The sequence below is a fragment of the Streptomyces sp. NPDC007907 genome, from assembly GCF_042959365.1.
Taxonomy (GTDB): domain Bacteria; phylum Actinomycetota; class Actinomycetes; order Streptomycetales; family Streptomycetaceae; genus Streptomyces; species Streptomyces indiaensis.
The window spans coordinates 40,481-57,527 of the sequence record NZ_JBIBKR010000001.1 but is presented as its reverse complement, the minus strand read 5'-3'; the positions used below and the strand labels follow the sequence as shown (position 1 = coordinate 57,527).

General features: G+C 72.2%; 11 protein-coding genes and 1 pseudogene. 9 read left to right on the top strand and 3 right to left on the bottom strand.

The annotated features are described in order from the left end of the window. Window positions 1–3: 3 nt before the first annotated feature. The gene (locus ACFZDI_RS00230; RefSeq protein ID WP_391246778.1) at window positions 4–1,422 is read left to right on the top strand and encodes an FAD-dependent oxidoreductase; all 1,419 of its coding nucleotides are present in this window, start codon (window positions 4–6) and stop codon (window positions 1,420–1,422) included. 144 nt (window positions 1,423–1,566) lie between these two features. Beyond that, a complete protein-coding gene (locus tag ACFZDI_RS00225) occupies window positions 1,567–2,022 on the top strand; it encodes a hypothetical protein (RefSeq protein ID WP_391246776.1) in 456 nt (151 codons plus the stop codon). 124 nt (window positions 2,023–2,146) lie between these two features. On the opposite strand, the gene ACFZDI_RS00220 is transcribed toward ACFZDI_RS00225, so the two are convergent. The 3 genes and pseudogenes from ACFZDI_RS00220 to gabT form a co-directional block, all read right to left on the bottom strand. Continuing rightward, window positions 2,147–2,827 carry a phosphatase PAP2 family protein gene (locus ACFZDI_RS00220; protein WP_391247989.1) on the bottom strand — a complete coding sequence of 227 codons (681 nt, stop codon included), beginning with the start codon at window positions 2,825–2,827 and terminating at the stop codon, window positions 2,147–2,149. A gap of 135 nt (window positions 2,828–2,962) precedes the next feature. After that, window positions 2,963–3,222 (bottom strand): annotated as a pseudogene (locus tag ACFZDI_RS00215) (phosphoesterase); the annotation flags it as partial. Between the two features lie 163 nt (window positions 3,223–3,385). After that, the gene (gabT, locus tag ACFZDI_RS00210; RefSeq protein ID WP_391246774.1) at window positions 3,386–4,720 is read right to left on the bottom strand and encodes a 4-aminobutyrate--2-oxoglutarate transaminase; all 1,335 of its coding nucleotides are present in this window, start codon (window positions 4,718–4,720) and stop codon (window positions 3,386–3,388) included. Between the two features lie 252 nt (window positions 4,721–4,972). On the opposite strand from gabT, the gene ACFZDI_RS00205 reads away from it, so the two are divergent. From ACFZDI_RS00205 to ispG, 7 genes are all read left to right on the top strand, one after another. Continuing rightward, the gene (locus ACFZDI_RS00205; protein ID WP_234849941.1) at window positions 4,973–7,105 is read left to right on the top strand and encodes an ATP-binding protein; all 2,133 of its coding nucleotides are present in this window, start codon (window positions 4,973–4,975) and stop codon (window positions 7,103–7,105) included. Window positions 7,106–7,224: 119 nt separating this feature from the next. Further along, a complete protein-coding gene (locus ACFZDI_RS00200) occupies window positions 7,225–8,898 on the top strand; it encodes a PucR family transcriptional regulator ligand-binding domain-containing protein (protein ID WP_391246772.1) in 1,674 nt (557 codons plus the stop codon). Between the two features lie 121 nt (window positions 8,899–9,019). Beyond that, entirely contained in the window at window positions 9,020–10,465 is a 1,446-nt protein-coding gene (locus ACFZDI_RS00195; protein ID WP_391246770.1) for an aldehyde dehydrogenase family protein, read from the top strand. A 431-nt stretch (window positions 10,466–10,896) separates the two neighbouring features. Then, the gene (locus ACFZDI_RS00190; RefSeq protein WP_234849938.1) at window positions 10,897–12,837 is read left to right on the top strand and encodes an acyl-CoA dehydrogenase family protein; all 1,941 of its coding nucleotides are present in this window, start codon (window positions 10,897–10,899) and stop codon (window positions 12,835–12,837) included. A gap of 95 nt (window positions 12,838–12,932) precedes the next feature. Next, complete coding sequence (dxr, locus tag ACFZDI_RS00185; protein ID WP_391246767.1) at window positions 12,933–14,189, top strand: 1-deoxy-D-xylulose-5-phosphate reductoisomerase; 1,257 nt, start codon at window positions 12,933–12,935, stop codon at window positions 14,187–14,189. An 8-nt stretch (window positions 14,190–14,197) separates the two neighbouring features. Next, window positions 14,198–15,490, top strand: a complete 1,293-nt coding sequence (locus ACFZDI_RS00180) for a site-2 protease family protein (RefSeq protein WP_391247988.1) — start codon at window positions 14,198–14,200, stop codon at window positions 15,488–15,490. A 168-nt stretch (window positions 15,491–15,658) separates the two neighbouring features. Beyond that, complete coding sequence (gene ispG / locus ACFZDI_RS00175; RefSeq protein WP_234849936.1) at window positions 15,659–16,816, top strand: flavodoxin-dependent (E)-4-hydroxy-3-methylbut-2-enyl-diphosphate synthase; 1,158 nt, start codon at window positions 15,659–15,661, stop codon at window positions 16,814–16,816. Window positions 16,817–17,047: the final 231 nt, after the last annotated feature.

Here is a 17,047-nt window from a genome sequence, read left to right as displayed (position 1 = left end):
ATCATGGCCCCGAGCGCCATGAATCAGTGGACCCGTTCGCTTTCCGACGTCCAGCCGGTCCCGTACTGGCTGGACGACCCCGGCCGGCCCCGCCCCCAGCCCGCCCTCACCACCTCCGAGACCTGCGACCTGCTGGTCGTCGGGGGCGGCTACAGCGGGCTGTGGACGGCGCTGATCGCCAAGGAACGCGATCCGCAGCGGGACGTGGTGCTGGTGGAGGGCCGCGAGGTCGGCTGGGCCGCCTCCGGACGCAACGGCGGCTTCTGTGCCGCCTCCCTCACCCACGGCCTGCCCAACGGCCTCGCCCGCTGGCCCGACGAGATCCACACCCTGCAGCAGCTGGGCGAGCGCAACCTCGACGCCATCGAGGCCGCCGTCGCCCGGCACTCCCTCGACTGCGACTTCGAGCGCACCGGCGAGATCGACGTCGCCACCGAGCCGTACCAGGCGCGCGAACTGCGCGAGTGGCACGAGGAGATCTCCCGCCGGGGGCTGGCCGACGGCGTCGAGTTCCTGGACGCCGACGCCGTACGGGAGCAGGTGGACTCACCCACGTTCCAGGCCGGGCTGTGGGACCGCAGGGGCGTCGCCATGCTGCACCCCGCCAAGCTCGCCTGGGGCCTGAAGCGGGCCTGCCTCGAACTGGGCGTGCGCGTCTACGAGAACACCCCCGCCCTGACCCTGAAGCCCTTCGGCGCGGGTATGGCCGTGCGCACCCCCTACGGCCGGATCCGCGCCCGCCAGGTCGCCCTCGGCACCAACATCTTCCCGAACCTGGTCAGACGCGTCCGCTCGTACACCGTCCCGGTCTACGACTACGCCCTGATGACGGAGCCGCTCACGCCCGAGCAGCTCGGCTCGATCGGCTGGAAGAACCGCCAGGGCCTCGGCGACAGCGCCAATCAGTTCCACTACTTCCGGCTGTCCGCCGACAACCGGATCCTGTGGGGCGGCTACGACGCGATCTACCCCTACGGCGGCCGCGTCCGCGCCGAGTACGACGACCGGCCCGAGACCTACGCCAAGCTCGCCGGTCACTTCTTCACCTGCTTCCCGCAGTTGGAGGGCGTCCGCTTCAGCCACGCGTGGGGCGGCGCGATCGACACCTGCTCCCGCTTCTCGGCGTTCTTCGGCACCGCCCACCAGGGCAAGGTGGCCTACGCGGCCGGGTACACGGGGCTCGGGGTCGGGGCCACCCGGTTCGGCGCCGACGTGATGCTGGACCTGCTGTCCGGCGAACGCACCGAACGCACGGAACTGGAGATGGTCCGCAAGAAGCCCCTGCCGTTCCCGCCCGAGCCGTTCGCCTGGACGGGCATCGCCCTCACCAAGTGGTCCCTGGCCCGCGCGGACGCCCAGGGCGGCCGCCGCAACCTGTGGCTGCGCACGATGGACCGGTTGGGGCTGGGATTCGACAGCTGACCGACCGGGTGTGATCCGGTTCACTCCAACGAGGTGCCGAAACCCGCGTAATGGCCGGGGGGACACCCCCTTCTCCCTCGTGATGCCCTCACGGACGCCCCGCGCGCCCCGTGAGGTCCGCGAGAGAGAAGGGGGTCTTTGACGATGACCGGTGCGAAGACGGCGGTCGAGTGGCTCGCATCCGTCGCACCCGATCCCGAGGCCTGCCGCTGGGAGTGGGAGCGCAATCCGCTCGGCGTCGCGCTGCTGCCGGCCGGCCGTGCCTGGGACGTGCTGATCCTGCCCGGCGAACTCGGCTACGCCACGCTCGACGTGCTCACCCGTGTCCTCGACCGGCCGGGCCCCGTGCTCGTCGACTTCGGCGACGCCCGCATGGGGTTCTTCGTGCCGCCGGGCACCGCGGCCCGCTGGCTCGGCACGGGCATCCGCACGGCGGGCGCGGGGACCTGGATCGTCGTACCGTACCCGGGCCGCTCCTCACCCGGCGGCGTCCGCTGGCTGGTCCCCCCGGACGGCACGGGCACGCTGACGGACCCGGCCCTGCTGGAACTGGCGATGCACGAGGCAGCGGCGGGGCTGGCGACGGGGGGCGGGGGGTGAGGGAGTGGGTCCGGGGCGGGGGGATGCGGCTGGTTCCGGGCCAGGGTTGGCATTCATCACCGATGGTGCGGAGTATCTCGAACGCCACTGTCCGGCACTGGCCAGGAACCCGGCGATGGCCTCACTACGGGAGCTGGCGGGCGTCTGGCGCCCGGGGCGCTCCGCCGCTGTCGCGCCGGAGGAACAGCCACAGCGACGTGAGCAGCACCGTGCACAGGCACCAGCTGCCCGCCACGTCCAGCGGCCAGTGGTAGCCGCGGCGGACCAGGCCGTAGCTCGCGGCGAGGACCAGGGCGGCGCAGAGGGTGATCAGGGTGCGGCGGGCCAGGGGGGTGCGGAGCCAAGGCAGCAGGAGCAGGGTCGCGGAGCCGTAGGCGACGGCGGCGGTGGCGGTGTGGCCCGAGGGGTAGTAGCCGGTGCCGGGCGGTTCGGCCGGGGTGCCCGGGCGGGCCATGAGCGCCTTCAGGGGGACGATCAGCGCCGGGACCAGGACCATGAGCAGGGCCGCGGCGACGACGGGCAGCCACCAGCGGTCCGTGCCGGCGCGCCGGCGGCGAACGGCGACGTACCCGAGTGCGAGGGCGAGGAGCGGGACCGCGGCCTGGACGTTGCCCAGATCGGCGAGGAGCTCGGAGCAGCGGTCCGGGTTCACCAGGACGCGGCTGAGGCGTTCGTCGAGCCCGACCAGCGGACCGTCGGCTGCGACCTGCCAGGTGATCAGGCCGAACAGGACAGCCGGAACGGCGAGCAGGAGTGCGACGGGGCCCGGGAGGTCGGCGCGGCCCCGGTTCGCGGAGATCGGCATGGGGCACAGCCTGGCACGAGCACGCTCATCCGCTCGCGGCCCCTCGGGGGGATCACGTGAACCGCACGCGCGGTGTCGCTCAGGGGGAAGCAAAGGGGAAGACGGCGGCCCCGGACCACGGGGGCGAGTGAAGGGGGAAGACGGCGGCCCCGGGCCAGGGGGGCGAGCGAAGGGGGGAAGACGGCCGCCCCGGAACAGGGGGGGAGTTCCGGGGCGGCCGTCAGGACCGGAACGTCGCGCGCCCCGGGGGGTTTGGGGCGGCGACCGTCCGATCGGTGAGGAGATCCAGAGCCTCAGGCTCCGGTTGTGTGCGCGAGGGCACGACCAGGTCGAAGCTGGGGAGGCCCCGGCCTGATGTCACCCACAGTCCCCTGCGGGCGGGGTGTATCTCTCATCTGGGTAGAACCTACGGCAGGGGCGGGGCGCAGGACAGACCGTTGGGCCGCCTGCCATGCACCTCGCACACCTTCTTCACACGCTCTGCCGCCGACCGCCCCGGTAGCGGAACCGGGGCGGCGCGGCTGCCCGGACGGCGGCCCGGACACGCGTGCCGAGGGCTCAGATGCGGGAGAACGCCTGCTCGATGATGTCGAGGCCCTCGTTGAGCAGGTCATCGCCGATCACCAGCGGGGGCAGGAAGCGGAGCACGTTGCCGTAGGTGCCACAGGTCAGGACCAGCAGGCCCTCGGCGTGGCACGCCTTGGCGAGCGCGGCGGTCGCCTCCGGGTTCGGCTCCTTGGTGGTGCGGTCCTTGACCAGCTCGATGGCGATCATGGCGCCCCGGCCGCGGATGTCGCCGATGACGTCGAACTTCTCGGCCATGGCACCGAGGCGGGCCTTCATGATCGCCTCGATGTTCTTCGCCTTGGCGTTGAGGTCCAGCTCCTTCATCGTCTCGATCGAGCCGAGCGCACCGGCGCAGGCGACCGGGTTGCCGCCGTAGGTGCCGCCCAGGCCGCCGGCGTGCGCGGCGTCCATGATCTCGGCGCGCCCGGTGACGGCCGCGAGCGGCAGACCGCCCGCGATGCCCTTGGCCGTGGTGATGAGGTCCGGGACGATGCCCTCGTCCTCACAGGCGAACCACTGGCCCGTACGGCAGAAGCCGGACTGGATCTCGTCGGCGACGAAGACGATGCCGTTGTCCTGGGCGAACTTGCTGATCGCCGGCAGGAAGCCCTTGGCCGGCTCGATGAAGCCGCCCTCGCCGAGCACCGGCTCGATGATGATCGCGGCGACGTTCTCGGCGCCGACCTGCTTGCTGATCTGGTCGATGGCCTGCGCGGCGGCCTCCGGGCCGGCGTTCTCGGGCCCGGTCGGCCAGCGGTAGCCGTACGCCACCGGCACGCGGTACACCTCGGGCGCGAACGGGCCGAAGCCGTGCTTGTACGGCATGTTCTTCGCCGTCAGCGCCATCGTCAGGTTGGTGCGGCCGTGGTAGCCGTGGTCGAACACCACGACGGCCTGGCGCTTGGTGTACGCGCGGGCGATCTTGACGGCGTTCTCGACGGCCTCGGCGCCGGAGTTGAACAGGGCGCTCTTCTTGGCGTGGTCACCGGGGGTCAGTTCGGCGAGGGCCTCGGCGACTTCGACGTACCCCTCGTAGGGCGTGACCATGAAACAGGTGTGGGTGAAGTCGGCGAGCTGCGCCGACGCCCGGCGTACGACGGCCTCGGCGGATGCGCCCACGGACGTCACGGCGATGCCCGAACCGAAGTCGATCAGCCGGTTGCCGTCGACGTCCTCGACGATCCCGCCACCGGCACGGGCCGTGAACACGGGCAGCACGGACCCCACGCCCTGCGCGACCGCGGCGGTACGGCGGGCCTGCAGCTCCTGCGACTTCGGGCCGGGGATGGCGGTGACGACGCGGCGCTCCTGCGGAAGTGCGGTCATGCGGGGCTCCTGGGGTGGTGCGGATGGTCTTTGCGGACGCTCGGGATTCTTTTCTCGCAGGCTAGGGCGGGGGAGGAGGGGTGGGCATGCTCCATGTGGGCGTTGTCGGCGCAGCGCCTTGTCCGGGGTGGACATGGCAGTCTCGTGGACCGGTGCCCACGACCCGGCCGTGTAAGCGGTGAACTCCCCAGGGCAGGGCGTTAGATTGGCTCGCTGATGGTGGACGGAGCGGCTGGTCAGGGGGCAAGGGCGATGGACAGCGACGGGACGCACGAGGTGCGGGGTACCCATGCGAGCCCCGTGCCGCGCCCGGCGGGGCCGCCGGAGGTGCCGGCGATGCCTCCCCTGCCGCCCCGGGCTCCGGGGATGCCGCCATCCCCGGACGGGTCCGCGTTCCTCGGCTGGCTGCGGGCGCCGCGCCCCGAGGCCGCCCCGGGCGTGTGGCGGTTCGGGCACCGGCCGCGGCCCGCGGAGGAACCCGAGGAGATCCCCACCCGGCAGCTGCTCAGCGGGGCGCTGATCGCCTTCCTGGTGGGTTGGCTGATCTGGTCGCTGCTTCAGAACGGCTACGTCGGCACCTGGTGGTGGGTGCCGTTCGACCTGATCGTCCCCGACGCCTGGCGCGGCGGCGACAGCGACCTCGGGGAGACCGGGACGTTCATCGTCTACCAGGGGTACGAGCTGCTCGTCGCCCTGGTGATCATGGTCGGGGCGGCGCGGCTCGGCCGCTGGGGCGAGGTGTGGCGCCGCTTCGTCACCCCCCGCTTCCGCCGGACGGAGCCCCAGGAGGCCCGCACGACTCCCGAGGACGACCCGGCCCAGTGGAACGAGCTGCGTGCCGCCGGAGCCGTCGACGCCGCCGAGCGGCTCGCCGCCGAGGCCCGCTCCGGGCTGATGCGGGACGTCGACCACGCCCGGATCATGCGCGCCTGGCAGGGCGTGCGCACCGGGCGGCACAGCCTGGCCACCTTCAGCGGCGCCGTGCTCAAGGACGGCGCCGCCGCCTGCCTGCACCCCTCCGGCGAGCGCGACCTGCCCGCCCGGCTCGCGAGGCACGACCTCGTCACCGGGCAGGTGCGGCTCGGCACCACCGTGGACGACGTCCGCAACCCCTACACCTACCGCGGCACGGGGCTGGCCCTGGGGCCCGACCTGCTCGGCACCTCGCTCGTCGCCGTCGGCCCCGCCGGATCCGGCAAGACCGGGACCGTCGTGCGGCCGCTCGCCGAGTCGCTCTGCCTGCACGCGCTCGCCGGGCGGGCCGCCGTGGTCGTCGTCGGGGCGGCCGGCGCGGGGCTCGGGCCGGCCGACGCGTACGACGTGGTCGTACGGATCGGGAACCAGGACTCCGAGTACGACCTCGACCTGTACGGCGGCACCAGCGACCCGGACGAGGCCGCCGCCGTGCTGGCCGAGGCGCTCGTCGGGGATCTCGCCGACCCGCACCCCGGCAGTGACAGCCGCCGCTCCACCACCGTCCTCGCCCAGCTGCTCGGGCCGTTCCGGGCCGTGCACGGGCGTTTCCCCTCCGTACCGGAGCTGCGGCAGCTGCTGGACGGGGCGCCGGGGCCGTTCGCCGCGCTGCGGCAGGGACTCCAGGAGGCCGGGCAGGACTCGCTGTTGCGGGAACTCGACGCCCGGGAGCGGCAGATGGGGCAGCCCGGTGACGTCGGCGGCGTGCTGGGCGATCGTGTCGCGCTGCTCGACCGGCCAGCCTTCGCCGGGTTCTTCGACACCTCCGGGCAGTCCCGGCCCTTCACGCTCAAGGCCCTCGACCACCCGGTGCGGGTGCGCATCGACCTTCCCCAGCGCGGGCACGCCGACGCCTCCAGGATGCTGGCCCGGCTCGTGCTCGCGCAGTTCACGGCGAGTGTCGCCGTACGCGAGGACCGGTCGCTGTTCGCCTGCCTGCTGCTGGACGACGCGACCGGCGTGGTGACGCCGGAGGCCGTGCGCGGCATCCAGCGGTTGCGCTCCGGCAACGCCGGGGTGGTGCTCACCCTGCGGACCCTGGACGACGTGGCCCGGCCGCTGCGCGGGCCGCTGCTCGGAGCCACCGGCTGCCGGATGGCGCTGTCGGGGCTCACGCCCTGGGACGGACAGGACTTCGCCGAGGTGTGGGGCAAGGAGTGGACCGAGGCCCGGGACGTCACCGACCGGCAGATCATCGCGGAGACCCCGGCGGGCAAGGCCGTGCACATGCTGCGAAGGGTGATCACCGGCAAGGCGCCGACCGCGCGGGCGGTGACCGTCCGGCAGGTCGAGCGGGAACGCTGGTCCGCCTCCGAGCTGGCGCACGCCGTGCCGGCGGGTCACGCGGTGCTGTCGCTGACCGACGTCAAGGGCGAGCACGCGCCACCGTTGCTGGTCGACCTGCGGAGCTGACCCCTTCCCACCCCTACGGGCGCGCGGGCATCGTACGGTGAGGCAGAATCGTCACAGGTCGTTCATACGCGGCGGCCAAAAGACCACAGAGATCACACAGTCCTGACGCAGAAGGCCTCATGCCCCCGACGCTCGCCTCGCTCGTCCACCACTCCGCGCTGAAGCTGACCGTGCGGGCGGGCGAAGACCGCCTCGACGTGCCGGTCCGCTGGGCGCACGTCAGCGAGCTCGCCGACCCCGTCCCCTACATGGAGGGCGGGGAACTGCTGCTGATCACCGCGCTCAAGCTGGACGCCGAGGACCCGGAGGCCATGCTCCGCTACGTCCGGCGGCTGGCCGGGGCCGGAGTGGTCGGGCTCGGCTTCGCGGTCGGCGTCAACTACGACGAGATCCCCAAGGCCCTCGTCGACGCGGCCGAGCAGGAGGGCCTGCCGCTGCTGGAGGTGCCGCGCCGCACGCCGTTCCTCGCCATCAGCAAGGCCGTGTCCGCCGCGATCGCCGCCGACCAGTACCGGGCCGTCACCGCCGGGTTCGCCGCCCAGCGCGAGCTGACCCGGCAGGCCCAGACCGGCGGCCCGGAAGGGCTGCTGGCCGCGCTGGCCTCACAGGTCGACGGCTGGGCGGCGCTGTACGACGCCTCGGGCGCGGTCGTCGCCACGGCACCGGAGTGGGCGGGGCGGCGCGCGGCGCGGCTCACCGGCGACGTGCAGAAGCTGCGGGACCGCGCCGCGCCCGCCTCGTCCGTGGTCGGCGGGCCGGAGAACGAGGACCGGGTCGAGCTGCACACCATCGGCACCGGCCGCCGTCCCCGGGCCGCCCTCGCCGTGGGCACCGCCGCCGCGCCGGGCACCGCCGAGCGCTACGCCGTCCACTCGGCCATCGCGCTGCTGACCCTGACCACGGAACGCTCCCGGTCCCTCCAGGCGGCCGAGCAGCGTGTGGGCGCGGCGGTGCTGCGCATGCTGCTGGCCGGGGAGCCGGACCACGCCCGCGCGGTCGCCGGGGACCTGTACGGCGAGCTGCTGGACGCGCCGTTCCGGATGTTGGTCGCGGAGCGGGTGCCGGTGTCCGCGTCGGCCGCGCTGGCCCGTGCCGAGGCGCCCAAGGGCGCTCCGCCCGTCGACCGGCCCTCGGCCGCCGCGCTCGCCGCGGCCGACACCGCCGGCGACCCCCTCGCGGCCCTCGCCGACGTCGTGGAGTCCGCCGCGGCCCGAGCCGGAGAGGCCGTGCTGGTCGTGCCGGAGGGGGAGCGGCTGGTGGTGCTGGCCGCGGACCGCGGCGCCGCCGCCGCGGCCTGCGGGGAGTACGCGGCCGCGCTGGAGACGGCCCGGGCCGGCATACGCGAGAAGGTGCCCGGCGGCGAGGACGACGAACTGGTCGTCGGCCTGTCGGCACCGGCCGGGCCCATCGCCGCGTCCGCCGCCTACAAGCAGGCCGAGCAGGCGCTGTCGGTGGCGAGGCGGCGCGGGCGCGTCCTCGTGGAGCACGAGCAGATGGCGGCCGGTTCGGTGCTGCCGCTGCTGGCCGACGACGCGGTACGGGCCTTCGCCGACGGCATGCTGCGGCCGCTGTACGAGCACGACGCCACGGGCCGCGGCGACCTCGTCTCCTCCCTGCACGCCTGGCTGTCCAAGCACGGCCAGTGGGACGCGGCGGCGGCCGAGCTCGGCGTCCACCGGCACACCCTGCGCTACCGCATGCGCCGGGTCGAGGAGATCCTCGGCCGGTCCCTGGACGACCCGGACGTCCGGATGGAGCTGTGGCTGGCCCTGAAGGCGGCCTCCAGCGAATAGCCAAACCGTAGTAACCGACTCCGCCACTGCTACGGCCCGGACAAACGCCCTTCGGCCACCTCGCGCCTACCGTGGTGCCGTACGACCAGATCACCCCCAACGCCGAAGGGCCGGAACCCACATGACCTCCACCCACGCCTTCTGGCTCGCCGGCCGCCAGGCCACCGGCGAGGACACCTTCGGCGTCACCTCCCCGTGGGACGGACGGCTCGTCGGCACCGTGAGCGTGCCGACGGACGCGCAGGTCGAGGAGGCCGTTGCCGCCGCGCACGCCGTGCTGGACGAGTTCGCCGCCACCCCCGCGCACGTCCGGGCCGCCGCCCTCGACCACGTCAGCAAGCGCCTGGCCGAGCGCACCGAGGAGATCGCCCAGCTGATCTCCGCCGAGAACGGCAAGCCCATGAAGTGGGCGCGCGGCGAGGTCGGCCGGGCCGTGTCCGTGTTCCGCTTCGCGGCCGAGGAGGCCCGGCGGTTCAACGGCGGCGAGGCGCAGCGCCTCGACACCGACCTCGGCGGTCAGGGCCGGCTCGCCCTCACCCGCCGCTTCCCGAAGGGTGTCGTGCTCGGCATCGCGCCCTTCAACTTCCCGCTGAACCTCTGCGCCCACAAGATCGCCCCGGCCATCGCCGCCGGCGCCCCGATCATCCTGAAGCCGGCGCCGGCCACCCCGCTGTCCGGCCTGATCATCGGTGATCTGCTGGCCGAGACCGAGCTGCCCGCGGGCTCCTGGAGCATCCTGCCGGTCGCCAACGACAAGATGCCGGCACTGGTGCAGGACGAGCGCCTGCCCGTCATCTCCTTCACGGGCTCCGAGAAGGTCGGCTACGCGATCATGGACTCGGTGCCGCGCAAGCACTGCACCCTGGAGCTGGGCGGCAACGGCGCGGCCGTCGTCCTCGCCGACTGGGCGAGCGACGAGGACCTGGAGTGGGCGGCGAACCGCATCGCCACCTTCTCCAACTACCAGGGCGGCCAGTCCTGCATCTCCGTGCAGCGGGTCATCGCCGACGCCTCGGTGTACGACCGGCTGCTGCCGCGCATCGTCGCCGCCGTCGAGGCCCAGGTCACGGGCGACCCGAGCGACGACAAGACCGACGTCGGCCCGCTGGTCAGCGAGGACGCCGCCCAGCGGGTCGAGACGTGGGTCCAGGAGGCCGTGGACGCCGGGGCGCAGCTGCTCACCGGCGGCAAGCGCGACGGCGCCTCCTACGCGCCGACCGTCCTGGCGGAGGTCCCGGCCGACGTCACGATCTCCTGCGAGGAGGTCTTCGGACCGGTCCTCACGGTGCAGAAGGCGGACGGCGAGGCCGCGGCCTTCGCCGCCGTCAACGACTCCAAGTACGGCCTCCAGGCGGGCGTGTTCACCCACGACCTGCAGACCGCCTTCCGCGCCCACCGGGCGCTGGAGGTCGGCGGCGTGGTCATCGGCGACGTGCCGTCCTACCGGGCCGACCAGATGCCCTACGGCGGTGTCAAGCAGTCCGGCGTGGGCCGCGAGGGCGTGCGGTTCGCCATGGACGACTACACCTACGAGCGCGTGCTGGTCCTGACCGGCATCAACCTCTAGTTCGTGGAAACCATTTTCATATAGGGTTCCTGAAGGGGCCCGGCACCGCTGCCTTCCGGTGCCGGGCCCCTTCTTCGTGCCGGCTTTCCCCGGACCCTCAACCGGAGAAGCCGACGTGCGCGAGCCGCAGCGGGCCGCGCAGTCCGAGACGCACGTCGTGGGTCGGTGCAGGAGTGGGTGTCCAAAGGTGTCGAAGCGCTTCGATGCGGCTTTCCCTGGGCGCTCTCAGGAGCGGGACCACCATCGGCCAGGGCACCTCGATGCAACACCCTCGTCAGGCGCGCGACAAGTGCCGGGGGCGCTCCGCCCCCTTCGGCTGAACGGACGCGCGAGGACTGGTGGGAGCGTCCGGATTCGGGTACCAACGATCCAGTAGCACTGGTCGGTAACGAAACGGTCCTCCATCTTCTAGTTGCGGCGAGGTGCCCCTCATGTCCGCTTCCACCACCCCTTCTTCCCGTCCCGCTGTCACCGAGCGGGAGGCCCGTGAGGTGGCGGAGGCCGCCCGGGAACAGCACTGGCGCAAGCCCAGCTTCGCCAAGGAGCTGTTCCTCGGTCGCTTCCGGCTCGACCTCATCCACCCCCACCCCCTCCCGGCCGATGAGGCGGTCCAGCGCGGCGAGGAGTTCCTCGCCAAGCTCCGCGACTTCGTCGAGACGAAGGTCGACGGGGCCCTCATCGAACGCGAGGCCAGGATCCCCGACGAGGTGATCGACGGCCTGAAGGAGCTCGGCGCCTTCGGCATGAAGATCGACACCAAGTACGGCGGTCTCGGGCTCGGGCAGGTGTACTACAACAAGGCACTCGCCCTGGTCGGCTCCGCGAGCCCCGCGATCGGCGTCCTGCTCTCCGCGCACCAGTCGATCGGTGTGCCCCAGCCCCTCAAACTGTTCGGCACCCAGGAGCAGCGGGAGCGCTTCCTGCCGCGCTGCGCCCGCACGGACATCAGCGCCTTCCTGCTCACCGAGCCCGACGTCGGCTCCGACCCGGCCCGCCTCGCCACCACGGCGATCCCGGACGGCGACGACTACGTCCTCGACGGCGTCAAGCTGTGGACCACCAACGGCGTCGTCGCCGACCTGCTGGTCGTCATGGCCCGGGTGCCGAAGAGCGAGGACCACCGCGGCGGCATCACGGCCTTCGTCGTGGAGACGAACTCGCCGGGCGTCACCGTCGAGAACCGCAACGCCTTCATGGGCCTGCGCGGCATCGAGAACGGCGTCACCCGCTTCCACCAAGTGCGCGTCCCCGCCGCCAACCGCGTCGGTGCGGAGGGCCAGGGCCTGAAGATCGCCCTGACCACCCTCAACACCGGGCGGCTGTCCCTGCCCGCGTCCTGCGTCGCGGCCGGCAAGTGGTGCCTGAAGATCGCCCGGGAGTGGTCGGCGGCCCGCGAGCAGTGGGGCAAGCCCGTCGCGCACCACGAGGCGGTCGGCTCCAAGATCTCCTTCATCGCGGCCACCACCTTCGCCCTGGAGGCCGTGACGGACCTGGCCTCGCAGATGGCCGACGAGGACCGCAACGACATCCGCATCGAAGGCGCCCTCGCCAAGCTGTACGCCTCCGAGATGGCCTGGACGATGGCCGACGAACTCGTCCAGATCCGCGGCGGCCGCGGCTTCGAGACGGCCGACTCCCTGCGGGCCCGCGGCGAGCGCGGCGTCCCCGCCGAGCAGCTGCTGCGCGACCTGCGCATCAACCGCATCTTCGAGGGCTCCACCGAGATCATGCACCTGCTGATCGCGCGCGAGGCCGTCGACGCCCACCTCTCGGTCGCCGGCGACCTCATCGACCCCGAGAAGTCCCTGGGCGACAAGGCCAGGGCGGGCGCGAACGCGGGCGTCTTCTACGCCAAGTGGCTGCCGAAGCTGGTCGCCGGACCCGGGCAGCTCCCGGCCTCCTACGGCGAGTTCAAGCACGGTGTGGACCTCTCCGGCCACCTGCGCTACGTCGAGCGCACCGCCCGCAAGCTCGCCCGCTCGACCTTCTACGCCATGTCCCGCTGGCAGGGCCGGATGGAGTCCAAGCAGGGCTTCCTCGGCCGGATCGTCGACATCGGCGCCGAGCTGTTCGCCATGAGCGCGTCCTGTGTGCGGGCCGAGCTGCTGCGCAGCCAGGGCGACCACGGCCGCGAGGCCTACCAGCTCGCCGACGTCTTCTGCCGCCAGGCCCGCATCCGCATCGAGGAGCTCTTCACCCGCCTGTGGACCAACACCGACGACCTCGACCGCAAGGTCGTCAAGGGCGTCCTGTCCGGCACGTACGAGTGGCTGGAGCAGGGCATCGTCGACCCCTCCGGCGAGGGCCCCTGGATCGCGGACGCGACACCGGGACCGTCGCAGAAGGAGAACGTCCACCGGCCGATCCGGTAGCCGACGCCCTCCTGGGGGCGTGCGCAGCCAGGCGCGCGCCCCCAGGAAGGGGATGCGCTGTCCTCACACCCCGGCCTTACGGCAACAATGGAGCAATGAGCGACAGTCCAGCCCCCCTCGCCGACCCGCACCTCGTCTACGACCCAGTCGCGGGCGACGGCCCCAAGGACGTGGTGATCCTCGGCTCCACCGGGTCCATCGGCACCCAGGCCATCGACCTGGTGCTGCGCAACCCCGACCGGTTCCGGGTCACCGGGCTGTCGGCCAACGGCGGCCGGGTCGCCCTCCTGGCCGAGCAGGCGTACCGGCTGCGGGTGCGGACCGTCGCGGTCGCCCGCGAGGACGTCGTACCGGCCCTGCGCGACGCACTCACCGCGCAGTACGGCACGGGCGAGCCGCTCCCTGACATCCTCGCCGGCCCGGACGCGGCCACCCACCTGGCGGCGTCCGACTGCCACACCGTCCTGAACGGCATCACCGGCTCCATCGGCCTCGCCCCGACCCTGGCCGCCCTGGAGGCGGGCCGCACCCTCGCGCTCGCCAACAAGGAGTCGCTCATCGTCGGCGGCCCCCTGGTCAAGGCCCTCGCCAAGCCCGGGCAGATCATCCCGGTCGACTCCGAGCACGCCGCCCTCTTCCAGGCCCTGGCCGCCGGCACCCGCGCCGACGTCCGCAAGCTGGTCGTCACCGCCTCCGGCGGCCCCTTCCGCGGCCGTACGAAGGCCGACCTCGCGCGCGTCACCGTCGAGGACGCCCTCGCGCACCCCACCTGGGCCATGGGCCCGGTCATCACGATCAACTCCGCGACCCTCGTCAACAAGGGCCTGGAGGTCATCGAGGCGCACCTCCTCTACGACATTCCCTTCGACCGCATTGAGGTCGTCGTGCATCCCCAGTCGTATGTCCACTCGATGGTTGAGTTCACGGATGGATCGACACTGGCCCAGGCGACCCCGCCCGACATGCGCGGGCCCATCGCCATCGGCCTCGGCTGGCCCGAGCGCGTGCCCGACGCCGCCCCCACCTTCGACTGGAGCAAGGCCTCGACCTGGGAGTTCTTCCCGCTCGACAACGAGGCCTTCCCCGCGGTGAACCTCGCCCGGCACGTGGGCGAGCTCGCGGGCACCGCCCCTGCGGTGTTCAACGCGGCCAACGAGGAGTGCGTGGAGGCGTTCCGTCAGGGCGCGCTGCCCTTCGACGGGATCATCGACACCGTCACCCGGGTCGTCGAGGAGCACGGCACCCCGCGTACGGGAACCTCGCTCACCGTGTCGGACGTCCTCGAAGCGGAGACCTGGGCGCGGACCCGGGCCCGGGAACTGGCGGCACAGACGGCGGAGGCCCGTGCATGACGACCCTGATGTTCATCCTCGGCATAGTCCTCTTCGCGGTCGGCCTGCTCGTCTCGATCGCGTGGCACGAGCTGGGGCACCTCTCCACCGCCAAGCTCTTCGGCATCCGCGTGCCGCAGTACATGGTCGGCTTCGGCCCCACGATCTTCTCGCGCAGGAAGGGTGAGACGGAGTACGGCATCAAGGCCATCCCGTTCGGCGGCTACATCCGCATGATCGGCATGTTCCCGCCCGGCCCCGACGGCCGGATGGAGGCCCGCTCCACCTCCCCGTGGCGCGGCATGATCGAGGACGCCCGCACCGCCGCGTACGAGGAGCTCAAGCCGGGCGACGAGAACCGCATGTTCTACACGCGCGCCCCCTGGAAGCGCGTGATCGTGATGTTCGCGGGCCCCTTCATGAACCTCATCCTGGCGGTGGCGCTGTTCCTCACCGTCCTGATGGGCTTCGGCATCACCCAGCAGACCACCACGGTCAGCTCGGTCTCCCAGTGCGTCATCGCGCAGAGCGAGAACCGCGAGAAGTGCGAGAAGGGCGACCCGGCCGCCCCCGCCGCCGCGGCGGGCCTCAAGGCGGGCGACAAGATCGTCTCCTTCGACGGGGTGAAGACCGACGACTGGAACAAGCTGTCCGACCTGATCCGCGCCACCCCCGGCAAGGAGGTGCCGATCGTCGTCGAGCGGGACGGCAAGGACGTCACCCTGCACGCGAAGATCGCCACCAACCAGGTCGCCAAGAAGGACTCCGGCGGCCAGATCGTCGAGGGACAGTACGTCCAGGCCGGATTCCTCGGCTTCAGCGCCGCCACCGGCGTGGTCAAGCAGGACTTCGGCGACTCCGTGACCTGGATGGGCGACCGCATCGGCGAGGCCGTCGACTCCCTCGCCGCCCTCCCCGGCAAGATCCCGGCCCTGTGGAACGCGGCCTTCGACGGCGCCGAGCGCGAGGCCGACTCCCCGATGGGCGTGGTCGGAGCGGCCCGTGTCGGCGGTGAGATCTTCACCCTCGACATCCCGCCCACCCAGCAGCTGGCCATGGCCCTCATGCTGGTCGCCGGCTTCAACCTCTCCCTGTTCCTGTTCAACATGCTCCCGCTGCTGCCGCTCGACGGCGGCCACATCGCGGGCGCCCTCTGGGAGTCGCTGCGCCGCAACATCGCCAAGGTGCTGCGCCGGCCCGACCCGGGCCCCTTCGACGTGGCGAAGCTCATGCCGGTCGCCTACGTCGTCGCCGGGATCTTCATCTGCTTCACGATCCTGGTCCTGATCGCCGACGTGGTGAACCCGGTGAAAATCTCCTAGCCATACGGCGTTCACGGCGGCCCGGCACGCTTTGCGCCGGGCCGCCTCCCATCGGGTGGCACAGCGGGTGGGATGTGCCCGCGCCGAGGCACGTGCCGTAATCTCGAAGCTCGGAGCCCGCTGCTCACGGGACCGGACCTTGATCCACGACTTGGGGTTGCACAGCAGATGACTGCGATTTCTCTCGGCATGCCGTCCGTTCCGACCAAGCTCGCCGAGCGCCGGAAGAGCCGCCAGATCCAGGTCGGGTCCGTGGCCGTCGGCGGGGACGCCCCCGTGTCGGTGCAGTCGATGACCACGACGCGCACGTCGGACATCGGCGCGACCCTCCAGCAGATCGCCGAACTCACCGCCTCCGGCTGCCAGATCGTCCGCGTCGCCTGCCCGACCCAGGACGACGCCGACGCGCTGGCGACCATCGCCCGCAAGTCGCAGATCCCGGTCATCGCCGACATCCACTTCCAGCCGAAGTACGTGTTCGCCGCGATCGAGGCCGGCTGCGCGGCGGTCCGCGTCAACCCGGGCAACATCAAGCAGTTCGACGACAAGGTCAAGGAGATCGCCAAGGCGGCCCGCGACCACGGCACCCCCATCCGCATCGGCGTCAACGCCGGCTCCCTCGACCGCCGCCTGCTCCAGAAGTACGGCAAGGCCACCCCCGAGGCCCTCGTCGAATCGGCCCTGTGGGAGGCGTCCCTCTTCGAGGAGCACGACTTCCGCGACATCAAGATCTCCGTCAAGCACAACGACCCGGTCGTCATGATCGAGGCCTACAAGCAGCTCGCCGCCCAGTGCGACTACCCGCTGCACCTCGGCGTCACCGAGGCGGGCCCGGCCTTCCAGGGCACCATCAAGTCGGCGGTCGCGTTCGGCGCGCTCCTCTCCCAGGGCATCGGCGACACCATCCGCGTCTCGCTCTCGGCGCCCCCCGCCGAGGAGGTCAAGGTCGGTCTCCAGATCCTGGAGTCCCTGAACCTCAAGGAGCGCGGCCTGGAGATCGTCTCCTGCCCGTCCTGCGGCCGCGCCCAGGTCGACGTCTACAAGCTCGCCGAAGAGGTCACCGCCGGCCTCACCGGCATGGACGTTCCCCTGCGCGTCGCCGTCATGGGCTGCGTCGTCAACGGCCCCGGCGAGGCCCGCGAGGCCGACCTCGGCGTCGCCTCCGGCAACGGCAAGGGCCAGATCTTCGTCAAGGGTGAGGTCATCAAGACCGTCCCCGAGTCCAAGATCGTGGAGACCCTCATCGAGGAGGCCATGAAGCTGGCCGAGCAGATGGAGAAGGACGGCGTGACCTCGGGCGAACCCTCGGTGGCGGTCGCCGGCTGACCGCATGGCGAGGGCCCTGGCCGGAAGGACTCGCACCGTCCTCCCGGCCACAGGCCGAAGCGCCCCGGTCACCGGCGACGGGCCCTGTGTACGCGATCAGCCGTCAGGGTCGCGGAGTTACGTCGTGAAGAGCGACAGACGCGACGCCTCCCGCCGCGCAACGCTCACCGGAGGCCGAGGAACGGCACCAGCTGCCGGAGCAGCAGCGGTCCGGGGGCTGACGACAAGACC